Annotated in this window: 21 protein-coding genes and 2 tRNA genes; 9 read left to right on the plus strand and 14 right to left on the minus strand. The window is 63.7% G+C overall.

The genetic code is table 11. The annotated features are described in order from the left end of the window. The first annotated feature begins 40 nt into the window (after positions 1-40). A complete protein-coding gene (locus BMF35_RS11285) occupies positions 41-1150 on the plus strand; it encodes a DUF3616 domain-containing protein (RefSeq protein WP_052765927.1) in 1110 nt (369 codons plus the stop codon). A gap of 26 nt (positions 1151-1176) precedes the next feature. Here BMF35_RS11285 and BMF35_RS11290 read toward each other — a convergent pair whose 3' ends face one another. Then, on the minus strand, positions 1177-1653 hold the full coding sequence (locus BMF35_RS11290; protein ID WP_047006020.1) for an Lrp/AsnC family transcriptional regulator: 477 nt from the start codon (positions 1651-1653) through the stop codon (positions 1177-1179). 206 nt (positions 1654-1859) lie between these two features. Between BMF35_RS11290 and BMF35_RS11295 the strand changes: the two genes are divergently transcribed. Both BMF35_RS11295 and BMF35_RS11300 read left to right on the plus strand, forming a co-directional pair. Then, the gene (locus tag BMF35_RS11295; protein ID WP_047006021.1) at positions 1860-3494 is read left to right on the plus strand and encodes a sensor histidine kinase; all 1635 of its coding nucleotides are present in this window, start codon (positions 1860-1862) and stop codon (positions 3492-3494) included. 54 nt (positions 3495-3548) lie between these two features. Further along, positions 3549-4541: a polysaccharide deacetylase family protein gene (locus tag BMF35_RS11300; protein ID WP_047006022.1), complete on the plus strand. Its 993-nt coding sequence runs from the start codon at positions 3549-3551 to the stop codon at positions 4539-4541. A gap of 69 nt (positions 4542-4610) precedes the next feature. Here the strand turns inward: BMF35_RS11300 and BMF35_RS11305 are convergent. Next, a tRNA-Pro gene (locus BMF35_RS11305) sits at positions 4611-4687 on the minus strand. A gap of 160 nt (positions 4688-4847) precedes the next feature. On the opposite strand from BMF35_RS11305, the gene BMF35_RS11310 reads away from it, so the two are divergent. After that, positions 4848-5249 carry a thermonuclease family protein gene (locus BMF35_RS11310; protein WP_047006023.1) on the plus strand — a complete coding sequence of 134 codons (402 nt, stop codon included), beginning with the start codon at positions 4848-4850 and terminating at the stop codon, positions 5247-5249. A 5-nt stretch (positions 5250-5254) separates the two neighbouring features. Here BMF35_RS11310 and BMF35_RS11315 read toward each other — a convergent pair. From BMF35_RS11315 to BMF35_RS11345, 7 genes are all read right to left on the minus strand, one after another. After that, positions 5255-5331, minus strand: a tRNA-Ile gene (locus BMF35_RS11315). A 70-nt stretch (positions 5332-5401) separates the two neighbouring features. After that, positions 5402-6784 carry a M20/M25/M40 family metallo-hydrolase gene (locus BMF35_RS11320; RefSeq protein WP_047006024.1) on the minus strand — a complete coding sequence of 461 codons (1383 nt, stop codon included), beginning with the start codon at positions 6782-6784 and terminating at the stop codon, positions 5402-5404. 52 nt (positions 6785-6836) lie between these two features. Then, positions 6837-8042, minus strand: a complete 1206-nt coding sequence (locus BMF35_RS11325) for a GGDEF domain-containing protein (RefSeq protein WP_156172049.1) — start codon at positions 8040-8042, stop codon at positions 6837-6839. Positions 8043-8177: 135 nt separating this feature from the next. After that, the gene (locus BMF35_RS11330; RefSeq protein WP_173426177.1) at positions 8178-8675 is read right to left on the minus strand and encodes a DUF427 domain-containing protein; all 498 of its coding nucleotides are present in this window, start codon (positions 8673-8675) and stop codon (positions 8178-8180) included. Further along, positions 8675-9025: a thiol-disulfide oxidoreductase DCC family protein gene (locus tag BMF35_RS11335; RefSeq protein ID WP_047006025.1), complete on the minus strand. Its 351-nt coding sequence runs from the start codon at positions 9023-9025 to the stop codon at positions 8675-8677. The genes BMF35_RS11330 and BMF35_RS11335 overlap by 1 nt, the downstream gene beginning before the upstream one ends. Continuing rightward, positions 9018-9953 carry an NAD(P)/FAD-dependent oxidoreductase gene (locus BMF35_RS11340; protein WP_047006026.1) on the minus strand — a complete coding sequence of 312 codons (936 nt, stop codon included), beginning with the start codon at positions 9951-9953 and terminating at the stop codon, positions 9018-9020. Before BMF35_RS11340 ends, BMF35_RS11335 begins: the two co-directional genes overlap by 8 nt. 4 nt (positions 9954-9957) lie before the next feature. Beyond that, the gene (locus BMF35_RS11345; RefSeq protein ID WP_047006027.1) at positions 9958-10491 is read right to left on the minus strand and encodes a DUF421 domain-containing protein; all 534 of its coding nucleotides are present in this window, start codon (positions 10489-10491) and stop codon (positions 9958-9960) included. A 136-nt stretch (positions 10492-10627) separates the two neighbouring features. Between BMF35_RS11345 and ettA the strand changes: the two genes are divergently transcribed. Continuing rightward, positions 10628-12301: an energy-dependent translational throttle protein EttA gene (gene ettA, locus BMF35_RS11350; RefSeq protein ID WP_047006028.1), complete on the plus strand. Its 1674-nt coding sequence runs from the start codon at positions 10628-10630 to the stop codon at positions 12299-12301. An 8-nt stretch (positions 12302-12309) separates the two neighbouring features. Beyond that, entirely contained in the window at positions 12310-12774 is a 465-nt protein-coding gene (locus BMF35_RS13685) for a hypothetical protein (protein ID WP_156172050.1), read from the plus strand. A 46-nt stretch (positions 12775-12820) separates the two neighbouring features. On the opposite strand, the gene BMF35_RS11360 is transcribed toward BMF35_RS13685, so the two are convergent. Next, the gene (locus BMF35_RS11360) at positions 12821-13123 is read right to left on the minus strand and encodes a GIY-YIG nuclease family protein (protein WP_047006030.1); all 303 of its coding nucleotides are present in this window, start codon (positions 13121-13123) and stop codon (positions 12821-12823) included. Between the two features lie 191 nt (positions 13124-13314). On the opposite strand from BMF35_RS11360, the gene BMF35_RS11365 reads away from it, so the two are divergent. Beyond that, positions 13315-13752 carry an FKBP-type peptidyl-prolyl cis-trans isomerase gene (locus BMF35_RS11365; RefSeq protein WP_047006031.1) on the plus strand — a complete coding sequence of 146 codons (438 nt, stop codon included), beginning with the start codon at positions 13315-13317 and terminating at the stop codon, positions 13750-13752. Between the two features lie 92 nt (positions 13753-13844). Here BMF35_RS11365 and BMF35_RS11370 read toward each other — a convergent pair whose 3' ends face one another. Then, on the minus strand, positions 13845-14189 hold the full coding sequence (locus BMF35_RS11370) for a hypothetical protein (protein ID WP_162273599.1): 345 nt from the start codon (positions 14187-14189) through the stop codon (positions 13845-13847). Positions 14190-14298: 109 nt separating this feature from the next. Next, complete coding sequence (locus BMF35_RS11375) at positions 14299-14874, minus strand: pyridoxamine 5'-phosphate oxidase family protein (RefSeq protein WP_047006033.1); 576 nt, start codon at positions 14872-14874, stop codon at positions 14299-14301. A 169-nt stretch (positions 14875-15043) separates the two neighbouring features. On the opposite strand from BMF35_RS11375, the gene BMF35_RS13460 reads away from it, so the two are divergent. Continuing rightward, on the plus strand, positions 15044-16123 hold the full coding sequence (locus tag BMF35_RS13460) for an RcnB family protein (protein WP_047006034.1): 1080 nt from the start codon (positions 15044-15046) through the stop codon (positions 16121-16123). Between the two features lie 78 nt (positions 16124-16201). Here the strand turns inward: BMF35_RS13460 and BMF35_RS11385 are convergent, their stop codons facing one another. After that, positions 16202-17308: an alpha/beta hydrolase family protein gene (locus BMF35_RS11385; RefSeq protein ID WP_052765929.1), complete on the minus strand. Its 1107-nt coding sequence runs from the start codon at positions 17306-17308 to the stop codon at positions 16202-16204. Between the two features lie 99 nt (positions 17309-17407). On the opposite strand from BMF35_RS11385, the gene BMF35_RS11390 reads away from it, so the two are divergent. Continuing rightward, entirely contained in the window at positions 17408-18103 is a 696-nt protein-coding gene (locus tag BMF35_RS11390; protein WP_047006035.1) for a prolyl hydroxylase family protein, read from the plus strand. A gap of 3 nt (positions 18104-18106) precedes the next feature. On the opposite strand, the gene BMF35_RS11395 is transcribed toward BMF35_RS11390, so the two are convergent. Beyond that, positions 18107-19228: a PAS domain-containing protein gene (locus tag BMF35_RS11395; RefSeq protein WP_052765930.1), complete on the minus strand. Its 1122-nt coding sequence runs from the start codon at positions 19226-19228 to the stop codon at positions 18107-18109. Between the last annotated feature and the right edge of the window lies 1 nt (position 19229).

Raw genomic sequence — 19229 nt, forward strand, 5'->3', positions numbered from 1 at the left:
TTCGTCCGGCACCAAACTCGCGCTTGCGGATTGGTGTAGCATGGCATTGAAACCGCAAGCGTTCACCGAAGCCGACGACCTGCCCACCCCGCGCGAGCCCGTCGGCCACATCAGGCTCCACTTTACCGGCGATACCGAGGATGGCGACCACGCCATGCACGACCTTTCCGCCTGCGCGCGGGTGGGTCAGTCGCTCTTCGTGGCGGGCGATGAAGCGCACGCAGTCGAGCGGCTCACGCTTGATGATGATGGTGCCCTGACCGGGCATCGCACGTTCAAGCTGCTCGATTTCGTCGACCTGCGCGATCCGGAAGAAGAGATGGATATCGAAGGGCTCGCCTATAACGAAGGCTGGCTTTGGGTGACCGGCAGCCACTCGCGTACCCGCCCCGATCCGCGCGATGATGGCAAGGCTCCCGACACGATCGACATAGCCACATTCGGCGACCTGAAAGACACGCGCCCACGCTGTGTGTTGGCGCGCATTCCCGTGGTTTTCGACGAGGACGGTCTTCCGCTGCTGGTGAAAGAAGCGGGCGAAAACCGCGCTGGCCTAGTCGCGCAAAAGAAAGACCATGGCAGCAAGCTCGGCCGCTATTTCGCGAAAGACGAATTGCTCGGCCCCTCCACCGCCATGGCGGCCAAGGAAGGCGGCCTCGACATCGAAGGCATCGCTGCCGTCGGAGAGCGCGTTGTGCTGGGCCTGCGCGGACCGGTGATGCAGACCTTCGCGGTGTTGGTGGAGCCGGTGATCGAACCCAAGGAGAGCGGAAAGCTGCATCTCCCGCAAAAGCCGTGGCGGCGGCTGGTCGACCTGCACGGCCTCGGCGTTCGCGACCTCGCCTTGCGCGGCGACGATCTTTACATCCTTGCAGGCCCCACCGGCGATCTTGACGGACGCTGCGCCATCTTCCTGTGGGAAGACTGGGCGAACGAGGAACCGCAGAACGAAGAGGATGTCCGTTTACACCGTCCGGAGCGCCTGTTCGACCTGCCGGTGAAGCTGCACGCCGACCATCCCGAAGGGATCGACTTCTGGCCCGATGACGATGGCGAAGACCGCCTGCTGGTCGTTTACGACAGCCCCAACACGGCCCGCTATGACGCCAAAAAGGGCACTATCCTGGCAGACCTGTTCGAGCTGGACTGAACGGGCGCGCGAATAGCGCCCCCGCGTTAGGCGCTGGGGACTTCCAGCGGCACACCCGGCTCGTGCTTGGCGGTGCGGATAGTCAGGCTCGTCTTTACGCTCGCCACATTAGGCGCAGGCGTCAGCTTGCTGGTGAGGAATTCCTGAAAGCTTTGCAGGTCGCGGCTGACGATCTTGAGGATGAAGTCGATTTCGCCATTCAGCATATGACACTCGCGCACTTCGGGCAGCGCGTTAATATGCTCCTCGAACGCCCTCAGGTCTTCCTCGGCCTGGCTCCGCAGAGAAACCATGGCGAATACCGTAATGGCAAAGCCCAGCTTCGAGGCATCGAGATCGGCGTGGTAGCCGCGGATCACGGCTTCCTCTTCTAGCGCGCGCACCCGGCGCAGGCATGGCGGCGCGGTCAGCCCCACGCGGCGGGCTAAATCGACATTCGTCACGCGCCCCTCGGCCTGCAATTCGGCCAGCAATTTACGATCAATACTGTCGAGCGTGGACATTATGTCGGCCCCCTTCTCATTTCTGCACCGGTGATTGCGCGGGTCGGCCACCTTCCGACCACAAAAATGCGCCTGTGCACAACATTGTTCTCTATGCTCGCAATTGTCCCCTTTTGCAACGCGTCTGCCCTTAACCATGATCGCTACATCGGGCGCGGCTATTGGCATGGTCGCGAATTCTTAACCCTGTTCCCGATCGGAGCCCGATGCAATTTGACGACCGCCTTGCCACCGTGATGCGCATGCGCACGGATAGCGATGCGGCATTGCGCACGCAGTTCCGGCAGTTGGTCGATATCCTCGGGACGTCGCCCGCCCCGCAGGACGATGCGGAAGCGGGCGCGGTCGAACAATTGCTGGATGGCGTCTTCTCCCGCATCCCGGCGGAGGAGCAATCGGCCATCCTGCGCAAGCCGGGCGTGCGGCTGCGCAATCCCGATTTCGTCGCCTATCTCGCCGGACGAGAACCGAAGCTGGCTGCCGCCGCCATGGCCACCGCGCGGCTGACGGATGAGCAGTGGCTCGCATTGATCCCGGCGCTGCCGGTGACCGCGCGCGGCTTCCTGCGCCATCGCCGCGACCTCAGCCCGCAGGTGAAGCGCCTGCTTGAAAGGCTGGGTGTCGGCGATCTGGTGCTGCCGTCCGGCGACGTGCCAAAAGAAGCGCCTGCCGCGCTGGCGCCGGAACCATCGCCTCTGCCGGAAACGGAAAGCGGCATCGGCGCGCTGCGTCGGCGAATCCAGGCGTTTCAGGAACGGCGTCCGCAAGGAGGCGTCGCCGCTCCGCGCCTGCCGCTGAACGATGCTCCGCTAGTTAGCGAGACCATGCTCGACGTGGTGACAGATGCGTCGGGCGTGGTGGTGCAGACAGACAGCGTCGCCTCACCGGCGCTGGTCGGCCTGCGTCTCGCTTCTCCCGTGCCCGGGCAGCTTGTCGAACATAGCGAGGCAACGCTGGCGGCATTGCGTCTCCGCCAGCCCGTTCGCCATGCCGCCGTCACCATCACCGCCGCACCGGAGATTTCCGGCGAATGGCGGATGGCCGCAACACCGCTTTTCGACCGCGCTACGGGCGGCTTCACAGGCTATGCCGCGCGTCTGCGCCGTCCGAACATCGATGCAGATGATATGTCGGACCATCCGGGCGACGCCATGCGCCAGGTGCTGCACGAGCTGCGCACGCCTGTGAATGCCATCCAGGGTTTTGCCGAGATTATCCAGCAGCAGCTTTTCGGCAATGTGCCGCACGAATATCGCGCGCATGCCGCCGCCATCGCCGTTGATGCGGCGAAGCTGCTGGCAGGCTTCGACGAGGTGGACCGGCTGGTAAAGCTGGAAAGCGGCGCGGCGCAGCTGGACGAAGGCGTCACCGATTTTCGCGAAGCGCTGGTGGAAACCATGCGACGGCTCGAAGGCGTGCTGCGTCCGCGCGGGGCGGGTTTCAGGCTCGATGTTCCTGGGTCGCCCTTTCATGTCGCCATGTCGCGCGAGGAGGCAATGGTGATCTGCTGGCGGCTGCTGGCCACCGCAGCGGGATCGCTCGGCCCCGGCGAACAGGCGGCGCTGACGCTGCGCGGCGAGGATGGTGAACTCAACCTCATGCTCGACGTGCCGCAGGCGCTGCGCGGGGAAACCGCGCGGACGGCGCGCAAGAACGAGCGGCGCAAGGCGGTGAGCGCCGGCATGTTCGGCCCTTCCTTCGCCTTCCGGCTGGCGGAAGCCGAGGCCGACGCCGCAGGCGGATCGCTGGATTGCGACGGCGACCGGGTGACGCTGCGCCTGCCCAGCTTGACCGCGCCGGACGAGGCCCATAGCACCGATGGTCAGGCCACCGGCAGCTGATCGGCAGCCGGGCCGACGGGGCCGAGCGATCGTATCGAGGGAGTTTTAAAGGCGATGGGCAATCTGCTCGAACCGCCAGCGACAAGCGCCCTCGCCCGCTTCGCGGATGATACGCCGCGTTTTATCCTGACCGTCGATACCGAAGAAGCCTTCGACTGGGACAAGCCGCTGACCCGCGACCGGCATGACCTGAACCACGTGCCAAACATCGCCCGCTTCCAGGAATTCTGCGAAAACCAGGGCGTGGTGCCAATCTACCTGGTGGATTGGCCCATCGCGAACTCGCCCGATGCCGCCGCGATATTACGCGAAGCGGTCGCGACAGGTCGCGCCGAAGTAGGTGTGCAACTCCATCCGTGGGTGAACCCGCCTTTCGACGAAGACGTGTCGCAGGCCAATTCCTTCGCCGGAAACTTGCCACCCGCGCTGGAGGAGGCGAAGTTCTCCGCGCTGGTCGACGTGGTGGAGCGCAACTTCGGCACGCAACCGCTGATCTACCGCGCGGGCCGATATGGTATCGGTGCGGAGACGGCGGCCATGCTGGCGCGGCGCGGCGTTGCCATCGATAGCTCGGTGCGGCCGATGTTCGATTACTCGCATCTCGGCGGACCGGATTTTCGCAGTTTTCCCACCGCGCCTTACTGGGCCGATGCGGAGCGGAGCGTGCTGGAATTGCCGCTGACGGCCGCATGGTGGGGCATGTTGCGGCGGCAGGGCAATTGGCTCTACCCCCGCCTGTGGCGCGCCCCGGCACTGCGCGGCGTCTTGGCACGGCTTGGTCTACTTGAGCGCGTACCGCTGACGCCAGAGGGCGTGAGCGTGGAAGAAGCCATTCGCGGCATCGATATCGCGCTGGACGATGGCCTGCCGGTGCTCGTCTTCAGCTTCCACAGCCCCTCCCTCATGCCGGGTAACACGCCCTATGTTCGTAGCGAGGATGATCTCGATGCGCTGTATGACTGGTGGCGACGCATCTTTGCCTATCTCGCCCATCGCGGCGTGCAGCCGAGCAGCGTGCGGGATGTTATGGAAGCGGTGGTGCGGTAAAAGGCCTTCGCTTGCGCTCGGAGCTTTCGGCCGCACTCATCCCCCGGATGAGCGCGAGTCCCAAAAAGCTGGTCGGGGAGACAGGATTCGAACCTGCGACCCTCTGTTCCCAAAACAGATGCGCTACCAGGCTGCGCCACTCCCCGAGCCGTGAGCGCCCTAGATTTTGCACCACATCGGCGCAAGCGAAATCGGCTTCTGCCGAAGGAGCGCGCCGAAAACTGCGTAATTTCGCGTAGAGTTACCGCTCCGAAACGGAAGGAGACGCCCGCGTAAGCCGGGGCAAAGGCCGCCAAGGTCGTGCCCATGCTTACCGCCTCGCTCCTGCTCGCTCTGACCGCCGCGCCGCAAACCCCATGCACCGTCACCGATGGCGATACCATTCGCTGCGGGGAGGAGCGCGTGCGCGTCACCGGCATCGATGCGCCAGAAACGCGCGCCTGCCGGCAGGGACGGCGCTGCGTCGAAGGCGATGGGGCAGCCTCCACCCGCGCGATGGAAGCGCTGGTCGATGGCGCGGAGCTGACCTTTGTGCGGCTGGGTCAGGATCGCTACGGACGCACGCTGGCGGTGGTCTATGCAAACGGTGTGAATGTCGCCTGCGTGCAGCTAGCCGCGCGCCAGGCCTGCTATGTGGAGCGATGGGACGACCGGCGACTGGTAGCAGCCGATTGCCCTGCCCTTGCCGCATCCCGCGCGGTGAGCTGAAGCGGTGGTGGGCCCGGCAGGACTCGAACCCGCGACCTAGCCGTTATGAGCGGCCAGCTCTAACCAACTGAGCTACAGGCCCCAACCAACGCTTCATGCGCGGATCGTGCCCCTAAACGCTGTGCGAGCAGGGAGCAAGCGCGCTTGGCGTGTTACTCCGCGCCGCTGATCGGCCCTGCCTCATTGGCGAGGATGCCGACAACCTGCGTCCACACCGCGACGTTCTGCCGCAGCGCCTCCGGGTCGACCTTGTCGAGCGTGTCGTCGGGCGTGTGGTGCAGTTCGAAATAATCGGTGCCGTCCTGCTGCAGGTCGATAATCGCCCCGCCCTGGTCGCGCACGATATTGAGGTCCGCCCCGCCGCGCGCCACGATAGTGCTGTCGGCTACGCCGAACCGGGCGACCGAGCGTGCAAGCCGCGCATGCAGCTCGGGGTTCGTCTCGCGGAAATTGCTTTCGAAGCGCCAGATGCGGTCGGCGCCGAAATCGCTCTCGATTCCCACCGCCATCGGCTCGTCGATATGCGCTTCGCTGTAAGCACGGCTGCCCCAGAGGCCGGTTTCTTCCGCGCCTGCAAACAGCACGCGAATGGTGCGCAGCGGCTGGCCCGCTTCGGCGACGTGGCGCGCGGCGGCGGCGATGATGCCGCAGCCTGCGCCATCGTCGATTGCGCCCGTGCCAAGATCCCAGCTATCGAGGTGGCAGGCGAGCAAAACGGGCGGCAGCGATGGATCGCGCCCGACGACCTCGCCCACCACATTGCCGCTGGTCGTCTCGCCTAGCCAGCGCGGCGTCAGGACAAGGCGCATGGTGATCGGCTCGCCATTCGCGCGCTCGAACATGCGTTCCAGATTGTCGGCATCGGGATTGGTCAGCGCGCCTGCGGGCGTTGCGACCACGCCTTCGGCAAAGGTGGTGCCGCCGGTGTGCGGCATGCGGTGGTTTTCCGTGCCGATGGAGCGGATGACCGTGGCGATCGCACCCTTGCTTGCGGCGATGCTGGGGCCGGTCCAGCGGGCTGGTCCGGCAAAGCCGTAGCCCGACCCATCCTGCGTTGCGCGCATGTCATGGCTGATGAAGGCGATCTTGCCCTCGAGGCTGCCTTCCGGCGCATCCAGCAGGTCGGCGAAGAAAGGGAAATAGACCACTTCCGCCTCGATCCCTTCGGGACCGGTGGACGCGGTATTCCCCAGCGCGGTGATGTGCATAGGCTGGGCGAAACGGCCCGTCACAAAGGCGCGCTCTTCCCCGCGCACCCAGGTCTGCATCTGGAAAGGCTCGTCCGCCACATTGGCAAAGCCGTTTGCGTTCAGCCAGTCGATGGCCCAGGCGCGGCCGCGTGCCTCGTCATCCGTACCTGCTTGGCGCGGGCCGATTTCCGTGGTGACGCCTTCGGTAAAATCCCAGGCGATCATGTCATGCTCCAGCGCATGATCGGCCTGCGCGGCCAGCGCATCGACATGATCGTCGGCAAAGGCGTAGGCGGGAATGGTAAGAGCGATGGCGGCACCGGCCGCAAGGAGATGTCTGTGCATGGCCGCCGTTGCTAATGCGGGCGGCACGGCTTGCCAAGCCCGCGCGCTGGCCTCAGCTGTTGGCGGCCACCGGCAGCGGCGACTGGCCGCGCCTTTCAGCCACGCCTCTTTGTGCACTGTCGGCTTGCGAGGGTCGTCCTGCCTCGACACGGTTCCGCCCGCTCGCCTTGGCATTGTAAAGCGCGCTATCGGCACGGGCATAGAGCTTGCCGAACCCCTCGCCCGGCTGGACGCTGGCCACGCCGAAGCTGGCCGACAGGCGAATATCCTTGCCAAGCGGAACATGCTGCATGTTGGCAAAGGCGATGCGGATACGCTCGGCCAGCCGCTCGCCCGCAGCCAGCTCGCAATCCCATACCAGTATGGCGAATTCCTCTCCGCCAATGCGTCCGCAAATATCGGTGTCGCGCACCTGTCCGCCGATCAGTCGCCCGAAGGCCGCAATCGCGGCATCTCCGGCCGGGTGGCCCCAGATGTCATTCACCTGCTTGAAGTGATCTATATCGGCCACAATCATGCTCAGCGGTACGCGCGCATCGGATGCGGCTTCGATGCGGTCCATGGCCGACTGTTCGAACGGGCGCCGGGTCTTCAGGCCGGTGAGATGGTCCAGCTCGCTGGCCTGGCGGATGGCATTGACCAGGTCTTTCAACACCGCCGCAGCCAGCGCCATGGTCATCAGCAGAGAGACGACCGCCATGGTCACGATTAGCACCGAATAGAACCACGATGCCCGATAGGCTTCCGATGTCATCGGCCCCATCACGATGGCAGCCACTTGCGGTCGCACGAAAAATTGCAGCGATGTGACGGCGAACAGGGCGAGGATCGCTCTGTCTACCCATGCGCGCAAATCTGTGCGAAGCAGTGTCAGCGCGCCGATGCCCATGATGATGGCATAGGACGTGTTGGCGGCGAAAAGGCGCGGGTTCTTGTCGATCGCAATGCTCGACAGGGCGATGAGGCCGGAACTGACGAGTACGACCAGCGCAATGGTCCGCAGCGGTGCAGTCGTTCCTGCCCGGCGGCATACGCCCCACACCAGCATGGTGCAGGCCGCGCAATAGATCAGGTGCATGACTAAAGCAGGCGCGGCATCGTCCGGCGTGCCGACATAGTGAAACAGCAGGAACCCGATACCGGTCAGCGCCTGCCCGATCGCGAAGCCCAGCACATGCCGGGCCGAGCGGTCGCGCATCCACACGCCGAGAAACGCGAGAGAGAAAATCAGCGAAAAAGCGGGGATCAATGACCCCAAAATCGCTCCCGACACGTGATCGCCCTTTCCCAAGTCCCCGCGAACCGGGTTAGGTGGCACCCCTTAAGATCGCGCTAAGACCTCGAAAGCGTCTACGATTGCGTATGTTGGCGCCCGAAGGGGAGAGCCCCGCCGCTACCAGAACCGGCTGCCGGGGATGCCCTTGAACGGGCCTGCAACCTTGCTGGTGATCCATCCGCCGTAAAAGCCGCCGGGCTGTGGGATGACCTGCTCTCCATCGACGTTGCAACTGTCGACGGGGGCGGCGGAAAAGGCGATGTAATCGCGAAGGATCACGAAGGATTTGGTCGGATTGGGATACGACCAGCCGACCCTTTCCAGCACCGCGTCGCCTGCCACCACATCCCAATACCGCGCGCTGCCTTTCCATTCGCACATGGATGTGCCCGGCGCGCGGCGCAGCACGCCATCGGCGATGTCGCTTGGCGGGATGTAGTAGTTCGGCGGATGGCTGGTTTCCAGCACCCGCACGGCGTTGCGGGTGTCCGCGATGGTCATGCCGTTATGGCGGATGACGATATGCGCGTCCGTCGCCTCGGCAATGGCGGGGCGCGGATAGTCCCACACGCTTTCCTGGCCGGGCTTTACCGGATCGGGGTCGGGGTGGATCATCAGCCGCCCGCCCAGCGCTGGAGGCGCGGGCGCACCCGCAGGAAGGCGACGTAAAGCCGCTCCAGAACGCGCTCCACCAGTGGGATACGCGCGAGGTGGCCGAAAGGTTTGAGCAACGGGATCGCGCGCCACATGGCAGCGAAACCGGCGGCGCCCGTCAGCATCCGTCCGTCCTCCAGCACATGGAAGCGCCGGAGCAGGTCTTCCGCCGCGACGGGGCAGCTTTCGGGTGCGCCCTCGCTGACATCGGTGAACCGGATCGCGCCGCGCCGGTCGAGCCGCTGCATCAGCGCGATCTCGCGGCGGCAAAGCGGGCACGCGCCATCGTAGAAGACCGTGACGTCAGCCATCTTTCAGGATCGCCTCTGCCAGTTCCCAGCCAGAGAGAAAGGCGCATTCGACGCGCGGACCCTTCAGCCAGTCGCCACAGGCGCCGATGCGCTTGTCTGCATCCCAGATCGCGCCCTCGCCCGCATCGCCGCTGCGGGCATAGCGCCAGCGATGCGCGGCGGCATGACGCAATGGCGGCAATGCGCCACCAGCCTGCGTGCGGAACTCCTCGAGCAGCAGGCGGACGACGGCTTCGGCTTCCTCCTCCAGATATTCACGGCTCCAATCCGGGCTGCCCTGGATCACCCAGCATTCGGGTTCGGCACGACCGGGCTTGGAATTGTTGCGCGCGGCCCAGCCGATCGCGCCTGCATCGTGGATCGTGTCGTTCAGGTCGACGCGGCCATCGAAAGCGGCCATGACCGTCCAGCAGGGGTCGGATACGGTCGCTTGCGCCAACTCGGCCAGATGGTTGTGATGGCGCGCAAAAAGCGGCGCGACCTGTTCGGCGGGCACGGCGCAGATAACCGTGGCAAAGGCCTCATCCGGCAGGCCATCGCCTTCCAGCACCCAGCCGCTTTCGTCAGCGCGAATGGCCTCCACCCGCGCGCCGAATTGCACGCCCAGCGCATCGGCCATGACGCGGATCGGGGCGTTCATCGCAGGCGTGCCGACCCACGCGCCATCCTTGGCCGCGGGCCACGGCGCGATGACGCCCTCGCCATGCCAGCGCTCAACTTGCCGGCGGAAACGCTCATCGCGCGCTGTGAAATACTGCGCACCGTGGTCGAAATGCAGCGTCTCGCCATCCAGCTCCACCCGGCGCGCGGACATGCGCCCGCCCGGTCCGCGGCCCTTGTCGAACACGCGCACAGCGCGGCCAGCTTCCGCCAACCGCGACGCGCAAGTAAGGCCCGCCATGCCTGCCCCGACAATGGCAATCGGCATGCCGTCAGCCCGGCTCGCTATGCTTGTCGCATTCGACATTCTGCAACAGACTTTCCTGCAAGCTGTCGCCATGCAGCACGGAGACATCGCCCGTCGTCTCCAGCACCACCGCCTGCACCTTGGCCATGTCGAGCACATTGGCCTCGCGCAGCTTGGCGTAGAGATCGCTTTCGGCCACGCGCGTTTCCTTCAGCGCGGTGTGGTTGATCTTGCCGTTGCGCATCAGCAGCACGGGCGCATTCTGCATAAAAGTCTCCACCGTGTCGGAGGATTTGCGCAGCCGCCCGGCAATCACCTGCAGCACGAAGAGGCCCAGCATCCCCGTCAGCGTCTGCGCGAAGACCAGCCATTCATCCGCCTGCGCCGCGCCCGCCAGCAGGCTGCCCAGCGCCACCGTCATCACGAAATCGAATGTCGTCATCTTGGACAGCGAGCGCAGCCCCACGACACGGATCTGCACCACCACCCAGACCAGGGCGATCATCGCCAGCAGGAAACCGCGCAGCAGCGCATCGAACGTATCGTTGTCGAGAAACATGACAGGATAGCGGCCCAGAGGCGCGCCCGTTCCCGTTTCAACATTTGCCAGCCGCCGCGCTTGCCCGAAAGCGCGCCAGCCCCTATCTGCGCGTGCAACAGATTCCCACCCGATTACCGATACGAAGGACCGTCCGATGGCCGCTCAATACGCCTATGTCATGAAGAACATGACCAAGACTTTCCCCGGCGCGCAAAAGCCCGTGCTGGAGAACATCAACCTGCAATTCTATCGCGGCGCGAAAATCGGCATCGTCGGCCCCAACGGCGCGGGTAAATCCACGCTTATCAAGATCATGGCGGGCATCGACAGCGACATCACCGGCGAGGCTTGGCCGGGCGAGAACATCACCGTCGGCTATCTAGAACAGGAGCCGGAGCTGGACGAGAGCAAGACCGTGCTCGAAAATGTGAAGGACGGTGCCCGCGAAACGGCGGACAAGGTGGACGAATACAACGCCATCGCCGCACAGATGGCCGAACCCGACGCCGATTTCGAAGCGCTGGGCGACCGCATGGCGACCTTGCAGGCGGAGATCGACGCCGTCGATGGCTGGACGCTCGACAACCAGCTGGAAATCGCCATGGAAGCGCTGCGCTGTCCGCCTTCCGACATGGGCGTGGAGAGCCTTTCTGGCGGTGAGAAGCGCCGCGTCGCCCTCACCCGCCTGCTGATCCAGAAGCCCGACATCCTGCTGCTGGACGAGCCGACCAACCACCTCGACGCCGAAAGCGTGAAGTGGCTTGAGAATCACCTCAAGGAATATGCCGGCGCCGTGCTGATGATCACCCACGACCGCTACTTCCTCGACAATGTGGTGGAATGGATCCTCGAACTGGATCGCGGCTCCTACTATCCGTACGAAGGCAATTACTCGACCTATCTGGAGAAGAAGGCCAAGCGCCTGGAGCAGGAAAGCCGCGAGGAATCCGGCAAGCAGAAGGCGCTGCAGCGCGAGCTGGAATGGATGCGGCAGACCCCTGCCGCCCGCCAGACCAAGAGCAAGGCGCGTATCCGCAAGTTCGACCAGTTGCAGGAGGAGATGGGCAACCGCAAGCCGGGCAAGGCGCAGATCGTCATCCAGGTGCCCGAACGCCTCGGCGGCAAGGTGATCGAGGCCAAGGGCATCACCAAGGCCTATGGCGACAAGCTATTGTTCGAAGACCTTTCCTTCATGCTGCCCCCGGGCGGCATTGTCGGCGTGATCGGTCCGAACGGCGCGGGTAAATCCACGCTGTTCAAGATCCTCACCGGCAAGGAAACGCCGGACGAAGGCACGGTGGAAATCGGCGAGACGGTTCACCTCGGCTATGTCGACCAGAGCCGCGACCACCTCGACCCGAAGAACAACGTCTGGGAGGAAATTTCCGACGGGCTCGATTACATGAAGGTCAACGGCCACGACGCCAGCACCCGCGCCTATGTGGGCGCGTTCAACTTCAAGGGCGCCGACCAGCAGAAGAATGTCGGCAAGCTGTCGGGCGGTGAACGCAACCGCGTGCACATGGCCAAGATGCTGAAAGAAGGCGGCAACGTGCTGCTGCTCGACGAACCGACCAACGACCTCGACGTGGAAACCCTGTCGGCACTGGAAGACGCCATCGAAAACTTCGCCGGCTGCGCCGTGGTCATTTCGCACGACCGCTTCTTCCTGGATCGGCTGGCGACGCACATCCTCGCCTTCGAGGGCGACAGCCACGTGGAGTGGTTTGAAGGTAACTTCGAGGCTTACGAGGAAGACAAGCGGCGCCGCCTGGGCGATGCCGCGGATCGGCCGAGCCGGGTGCAGTATAAGAAGCTGACTAGGTGAGGGACAGATTGGAACAGCAGGCCATCGAAAGATTGAGTCGCCAAAATTCGACTGAGGACATTCGTCGCGTCATGGAAAACGCGCGCGATAGATCACCGCCAGTTTTCAAAGCCGCGTTTAGAAGGCTGGTTGAAGTGTCTGCTCAAGGTTCTGACGATCCGATCGCGAAAGCTTGTTGGGAGATGGTCCATACTGTCGAAGGCGTCCGGAAGGAGTTGGGCCGCCCGGTTTGGCGTATGAATCGGCTTCGTCCGAAGATAGAGAAAGACGGTGAGGTGGCAGCGCTTGAGTATTGCGCTCGCAACCGGACCGAAGGTTTCGATGAAGTCCTCGAACATGAGCTTGCCGAGTTCACAGCTGAAGCGATTATTCTTCGATTTCCCGAAACCTTCACCGACAAAAATCTGCGCGAAATCGCCCGAACTAGATTGGTTGAAGCGGGCGTGAATGTCGAGGCCGCGGTGAAAGGCTAAAGTCTCAAAAGAGGTTCCGTCGCCCCGGACTTGATCCGGGGCCAGGCTATTCTTCTGGCGTGTGCCACTCTTCCCACAGGTCACGCCAGTCCGGATTGCTTTCCTCGATCAGCGCGAATTTCCATTCTCGGCGCCAGCGCTTGAGGCGCTTCTCGCGCACAATAGCGGTCTCGATGTCCTCGTGGCGCTCGGCATAGACCAGCTGCGTTTTGCCGCTGTCCGCGACGTGCTGTGATCCCTCGCCATTTCGGTGCTGCAAAATGCGCGCCTGCAAGTCAGACGTCACGCCGACATACATGCCGCCGCGATAGCGGTTTGCCATGATGTAGACCCAACCACCTTTTGCCATCTTCGCGCTGTGGCTCAGGCTTGGACGAAAAGAAAGCCTGGGCCCGGATCAAGTCCGGGCTGACGAAATGGCGGGATTTGACTCCCCCCACCCGCATCCCCACCTAGCGCAACAAGGCGCTCGAGACGCGGGCGCGTGTCCCTGTCGGCGCACCTCTCGCGTCGCGAACGCGAAATCCCAAAAGGATCAGCATGACGACCCCAAATAACGGCGACACCGTTTCCATCGATTATATCATCAAGAAAACCGACGGCACCGTCGTCGGCAATACCAGCGAGGCCGGGCCGCAGGATGTGCAGCTGGGCGAAAACCAGATTTTTCCGCAGGTCGAGCAGGCGCTGACCGGCATGAGCGTGGGTGACGAGCAGTCCGTCACCGTGCCCGCCGACAACGCATTCGGCCAGCGCCGCGACGACATGATCGTGGACCTGCCGCGCGAACAGCTGCCCGCAGAGCCTGCTCCGCAGCCCGGCATGCAATTGCAGGCGCAGGGCCCGAACGGCCAGCCCATCGTGCTCACCATTCTCGAAGTCGGCGAGCAGACGGTGAAGGCCGACGGCAATCACCCGCTGGCCGGTGAAGACATTACCTTCGATGTGACGCTGCGCGAGATCAAGCAGGCTGCCTGACGCGCCCTATTCTCGCTAAGAATGACGAGCCGGCGGGATGCATATGCGTTTCGCCGGCTTTTTTCTGGCCCCGACGACTTCTCCGTCTCTCCCTACCAGCGCGACTTTCGCTTTCGCGCTGACGGGCACATCACGGCAGACAGGATGGCCATCATGATACCGATGATGACGAAGAACACAGCAGCCCCGGTTGGCCCGAAGGTCGACACCAGGCCGTTGATGATGGTGCCCATACCGTGCGCCGTGCGCGGCGCTGCGGAACCCTCGGGCTGGGCTTCGTCATAGCACAGCATGGCTCCGATAATTCCAAAACCGAACGATGCGAGGACGGCGGTCTTGCGGTTGCATTCCATAACACATGCCCTCGTGCCATCGCGGAATTGAAACACGGTTAATGCGCGGCCGCCATCTTTCCTACAGACCGCGCGAATTGGCATAGCGCAAAGCATGACCCTCGTTCATGCTCTCACCGCAAACCGTCCGGAAAACAGCGCTGTTGCGCCTCGCGGGTTTTCTCCACCAGGACAGTGCTCCAGGTGCTCCAGGTTAGGGTGCGATCCAGCGGCCTTCGCCTGCTGCCACGTCCCATACCGCGCGGCGGTGGCCGGCATTGGCGAGGTGGAGCCAATCGACGCTTTCAAGCTGCACCAGCAGGATGGCGAAGTGGTCGCGCGCGGGGGCGACCTGCTCTGGCGTCGGCTGGATGCCCTCGGCCCAGTCCGGCAGACCGCTGGTGGGCTGGTCGGACACGGTGCCCGGTCCTTCGCCGAGGTAGCAGCGGCGCGCGAACGTGGTGCTCTCCTCCCATGCAGCATCGGCCAGCGGCGTGTCCCGCTCGATCCGCCCCGTGCCGCGGCAGCGCATTTGCAGCTTCGCCTTTCGGTCATAGCTCAGAACGCCCACCGGCCCGCCCTCGCCGATCACCGCCACCTTGGGAGAGCGGGCATCGGTGTGGAAAAGCAGCGTCCAACTGTCGGCATCGAAGCCGCGCAGGACCATCACCCGCGCATCGGCATCCGCTGTCGCCACGACAGGCGTGTGGAAGGCGCTGTGGCGGCTGTTCGCGCCCTCCGCCAGGCGGGACGCGATGTCTTCACGAATGAAATCAAGGTCTTCGATCACGCATCTGGCTCCATGACGTCATTCAGAATAACGGCGTCCAACCTGAACGGCTGCCGTATGGTCCGGTTCAGTTACCGCTCATTTCGGCCTGTTACAAACTGCGACATCGAACGAGTACCGAAAGTCGCATCGCTCGCAGCGGCATTGGTCAACAGGAGGAGATGTTGCAATGCAACTCGCAGAGTATCTGAAAAGCTGCGGCCTAGCCGCCCTCGCTGTCGCAATGGCAGTTCCGCTCACTTCCGAAGAGGCACAGGCGGCAGAGAATACCGCTATGGACGGCGCTATCGACGAACAGCGACAGGATCGCGAAGCCCGCCGGGACCGGCGCGGCAATCGCGGTGAAGCGCGCCAGCAGCGTCGCGGCAATCGCGGCGAGGCACGCCAGCAACGTCGCACGGTAGAACAACGCGCCAACCGCGGTGTTGAACGCCAGCGCGCCGCTCGTGAGGACGTCGCGCGTCCGGCGCGCAATGTGCGCAGCGAGCGCGCTCGCGATGTGCGTGCAGAAACCCGCCAGGATCGCCGTGCAGACCGCAGGGCAGATCGCCGGGAAGACCGGCGGGGAGGCCGCTATGATGGCAACCGCAATCGCGGCGGCATCGAAGGCGCCGTAGGTCGTGCCACCGATCGGGCGCAGCGCCGCGCCGACCGTCAGGCGGACCGCCGTCAGGACAGGCAGGCGGATCGTCGCTGGGAACGCCGCCAGGATCGCCGTGCCGATCGCCGGGCCGACCGCAGGGAAGACCGCCGTGCCGATCGCCGCTATGACCGTCGCGAGGATCGCAGGGCCGACCGTCGGTGGGAACGCCGGGAGGATCGCCGCGCAGATCGCCGGTGGGACCGTCGTCAGGATCGCCGCGATTATCGCCATGACCGCCGCGGATACCGTGACGGCTATCGCGAGGGGCGCCGCGAGGCGCGCCGCGACTACCGCCGGTGGAACCGCCACAACTGGCGCCGCGACAACCGCTATAACTGGCACCGCCATCGCTACAATAATCGCGGCATCTTCCGCCTGGGCCGGTACTACTCGCCCTATCGGAACTACAGCTACCGCCGCCTGAACATCGGCTTCCGTCTGGACAGCCTGTTCTTCGGCAACAGGTACTGGATCAACGATCCGTGGCGCTATCGCCTGCCCGAAGTCTACGGCCCGTATCGCTGGGTGCGCTATTACGACGACGTGCTGCTGGTCGATATCTACACCGGCGAAGTGGTGGACGTAATCCACGACTTCTTCTGGTAAACCACGCTACAAGGTTGCCGGAGCGAGTGGCCGGCAATGAGCCCCCCGTCTGGAAACAGGCGGGGGGTTTTCGCTGTCCTACTCGCTAGCGACAGGTGATGCGCTGACAGGTGGCGGCTGGATGCCGTTCGCCGCTGTGGGAGGCGCCACATCGTGCAGAGGTGGATCAGGATCGCAATTAGGCTGCATCAGCGCGTTCCACCCCTCGCCATCCAAGCCGCCGGGCCTCTCGTCGAGAAAGAGCCAGTCCAGCAGACCGCGCTCGAACGGCAATGCGCGTTCCACGGGCAAGCTCCCGAAGCCATGTTCCATATCGGGCACTTCGCAATAGGCGATATTAGCGCGACCATACTCGCCAAGGCGATTGATCAGCACGCGCGCGCTTTGCACCGGCGTGTGATCGCGGTCGAGAGCGCCTTGCACGACAAGCACGGGGGTGTTGTCATAGCGCAGCATCTGCGCCAGATCGGCCCACATGCGCGAGCGCCACAGCATGTTGCTGTCGCCTTGCTCAGTGTACGGAACGGGATGGTCGCGCGTGTCCTGGAACATGTCATGCACGGATTCCAGACATGCTTCGCGGTCCGTCACACGATCCGCTGCGCAATCCCAGAAATCCTCGAAATGCTGGGCCATGGTAAGCCCGCCGCCCATTGCGCCGAGAACAGAGCGCGAAATGCCGGGATAGTAAGCTGTCAGCCGGGCACCGATATCGCCGCCTTCGGACCAGCCATAGATGTAGATCTCGCCATTCCACCAGTCTGCCGTTTCTCGCAGATGCTGCAGAACGCGCATGTGATCGAGAACCGCCCGGTCGATCGTACGGCGCTGGTGATACTCATCGGTGCATTGCGCATCACGACCGGCATGCGGATCGATGCCGCCCTTGTCTACGCTGAGGCGCGCATACGTGTACGGCATATCCGGTTCCGGCCTGTAGAGCCGGTCAAAACCGGAGCGCAGCACGCCGACGCAACCGGAGCCATCTATCACGATCAGCAGGGGTATGTCGGTAACGCCTTCCAGGCGTTGCAGGTGATAGTCGATCGGCCTGCTCTCAAGATCGGGAATGCGGTGCGATGTCTGCAACAGGGCAGGTTCTTCGTAAATTTCGGCAAGGGCGGCGCCAGGCGAGAGCAGCATGGCTGCCAATGTCGCGATAGCGGGGATGGCGGTTCTGGTCATGGCATTCAGACTAGGGCCGTGCCTACAAATGTAATTCCCATGGACATGGCACGACAAGTTGCTTGCAACGACAGGTCCGCTTTGGGATGAGAAGAAGCGATGAGCGAGAGCGATACCAAAAAGCCGAAAAGCAAGTTCGCACCGAATGCCGACCAGGCGCGCCTGCGCAGCCTTGGCGCGAAAGTGCGCAAGCGGCTTGCGGGTAACAGCGCCGTTTACAAGGTGCCGAGCGACGAGGTGGAGCTGTGGGCCATGGGCGACTTCATGACCGCAGCAGAATGCCAGAAGATGATCGAGTTGATCGATGCGACCGCCAAGCCCAGCAGGGTTTCGGGCCTCGACTATTCCGATGGTTACCGCACCAGCTATTCCGGCGATGTCGACCCCACCGATCCTTTCGTGAAGAAGATCGGGAGGCGCGTGGACGATCTGTTGGGAGTCGATCCGAAATTCGGCGAGTCCATCCAGGGCCAGCGCTATATGCCGGGTCAGGAGTTCCAGCCGCATCACGACTGGTTCCATCCCGATACCTCCTACTGGGAGACGGAGATGGGCCGCGGTGGGCAACGCAGCTTCACCACCATGGCGTTTCTCAACGAGGTCGAAGCTGGCGGCACAACCGACTTCACCGATATCGGTCTGTCGCTGGAGCCGAAGCCGGGCGTGCTGTTGATCTGGAACAATGCGACGCCCGAGGGGCTCACAAATTCCCGGACCATGCATGCCGGTCGCCCGGTTCAGGCAGGTGCGAAATACATCTTCACGAAATGGTATCGCGCGAAAGAGTGGTTCTGACCGTCAGGCGTCGACCGGCAGCGGTACGGTGATCGTCGCGGTGTAGCTCTGCTCGCCGATTTCGGTCACGATCTCGCCACCGAGCGAACGCAGCACGCCTTCCACGATACGCGATCCGCTGCCATTGCCAGCCGTTGGCACGGGCTTGGCGTCGGAAAGGCCTTCCTTGGTTTCCGACCAGACCAGTTCGAGCACATCGTCGTTCACCGTCCAGCTGATAGCGACATTGCCGTCGCGCAGGCCGAGCGCACCGTATTTCATCGCATTGGTCGCCAACTCGTGCAGCGCGACGCCTACCGAAGTCACCATGCGCGAGGGCAGCTGCACATCGGCGCCGGACAAGGTAATGCCATGCGCATGCGCATCGCGATATGGCTCGAGCACCATTTCGACGAGGTTGCGCAGACCGGTAGCCGGCGCATTCGTGCCACCTTTTCCAATCGTGGTGCGGTGCGCCCTGCCCAAGGCTTCAAGGCGAGCGACGATCTTGTCGGAAAGGCCATCAACCGTGGTTTGCCCGCGCGCGGAAATGCGCACGATGGCGCTCATGACTGCGAAGAGATTGTGCAGGCGGTGCTGCAATTCACCCGCGGCACGCTGCTGCGCCTCGCTGTCGAGTTGCGCTTCGACGCGGCGCGTCACATCCCATTGCGATCCGTAGAAATAGGCGAGCTTGCCGTCGGCATCGTAGAGCGGGCCGATATGCAGCGAGTTCCAGAACGGTGTGCCGTCCTTGCGGTAATTCAGAAGTTGGACGACCGAGACCTTTTCCGCGTCCAGCGCCTTGCGGATTTCGGCCACGGCATCTGGATCGGTATCGGGGCCTTGCAGGAAGCGGCAATTGCGGCCGATGGCCTCTTCACGCGAATAGCCGGTCATCTCAATGAAGGCGCGATTGACGTAGGCGATAGGCTGGTCGAAGTCGTACGGGTCGACCACCACGATCGCCATGCGCGTCTGCTCTGTAGCCTGCAAAAAAAGCTCGCGCGAGCCGATGCGCAGCTCGCTCAGTCGTTCACGCAAGCTATCGTCCAGCTTGGACGTATCGTATTCGCGGCGCACCTGATCGGTGCTCGCTTCACTGGGCGGAATGCGCCCTATCTCATCATCGCCGGTGCGACCCATG

This window comes from Aurantiacibacter gangjinensis (assembly GCF_001886695.1).
Lineage (GTDB): Bacteria > Pseudomonadota > Alphaproteobacteria > Sphingomonadales > Sphingomonadaceae > Alteraurantiacibacter > Alteraurantiacibacter gangjinensis.

What these genes read in the sequence shown, in the direction of transcription:
- BMF35_RS11345 (WP_047006027.1), bottom strand. Translation starts at nt 10,491, where the DNA reads ATGTTTCTCGACAACGATACGTTCGATGCGCTGCTGCGCGGTTTCCTG.
- BMF35_RS11290 (WP_047006020.1), bottom strand. Translation starts at nt 1,653, where the DNA reads ATGTCCACGCTCGACAGTATTGATCGTAAATTGCTGGCCGAATTGCAG.
- BMF35_RS11370 (WP_162273599.1), bottom strand. Translation starts at nt 14,189, where the DNA reads ATGCCAATTCGCGCGGTCTGTAGGAAAGATGGCGGCCGCGCATTAACC.
- BMF35_RS11395 (WP_052765930.1), bottom strand. Translation starts at nt 19,228, where the DNA reads ATGGGTCGCACCGGCGATGATGAGATAGGGCGCATTCCGCCCAGTGAA.
- BMF35_RS11385 (WP_052765929.1), bottom strand. Translation starts at nt 17,308, where the DNA reads ATGACCAGAACCGCCATCCCCGCTATCGCGACATTGGCAGCCATGCTG.
- BMF35_RS11390 (WP_047006035.1), top strand. Translation starts at nt 17,408, where the DNA reads ATGAGCGAGAGCGATACCAAAAAGCCGAAAAGCAAGTTCGCACCGAAT.
- BMF35_RS11285 (WP_052765927.1), top strand. Translation starts at nt 41, where the DNA reads ATGGCATTGAAACCGCAAGCGTTCACCGAAGCCGACGACCTGCCCACC.
- BMF35_RS11335 (WP_047006025.1), bottom strand. Translation starts at nt 9,025, where the DNA reads ATGGCTGACGTCACGGTCTTCTACGATGGCGCGTGCCCGCTTTGCCGC.
- BMF35_RS11360 (WP_047006030.1), bottom strand. Translation starts at nt 13,123, where the DNA reads ATGGCAAAAGGTGGTTGGGTCTACATCATGGCAAACCGCTATCGCGGC.
- BMF35_RS11300 (WP_047006022.1), top strand. Translation starts at nt 3,549, where the DNA reads ATGGGCAATCTGCTCGAACCGCCAGCGACAAGCGCCCTCGCCCGCTTC.
- BMF35_RS11310 (WP_047006023.1), top strand. Translation starts at nt 4,848, where the DNA reads ATGCTTACCGCCTCGCTCCTGCTCGCTCTGACCGCCGCGCCGCAAACC.
- BMF35_RS11320 (WP_047006024.1), bottom strand. Translation starts at nt 6,784, where the DNA reads ATGCACAGACATCTCCTTGCGGCCGGTGCCGCCATCGCTCTTACCATT.
- BMF35_RS11295 (WP_047006021.1), top strand. Translation starts at nt 1,860, where the DNA reads ATGCAATTTGACGACCGCCTTGCCACCGTGATGCGCATGCGCACGGAT.
- BMF35_RS13460 (WP_047006034.1), top strand. Translation starts at nt 15,044, where the DNA reads ATGCAACTCGCAGAGTATCTGAAAAGCTGCGGCCTAGCCGCCCTCGCT.
- BMF35_RS11340 (WP_047006026.1), bottom strand. Translation starts at nt 9,953, where the DNA reads ATGCCGATTGCCATTGTCGGGGCAGGCATGGCGGGCCTTACTTGCGCG.
- BMF35_RS11365 (WP_047006031.1), top strand. Translation starts at nt 13,315, where the DNA reads ATGACGACCCCAAATAACGGCGACACCGTTTCCATCGATTATATCATC.
- ettA (WP_047006028.1), top strand. Translation starts at nt 10,628, where the DNA reads ATGGCCGCTCAATACGCCTATGTCATGAAGAACATGACCAAGACTTTC.
- BMF35_RS11330 (WP_173426177.1), bottom strand. Translation starts at nt 8,675, where the DNA reads ATGATCCACCCCGACCCCGATCCGGTAAAGCCCGGCCAGGAAAGCGTG.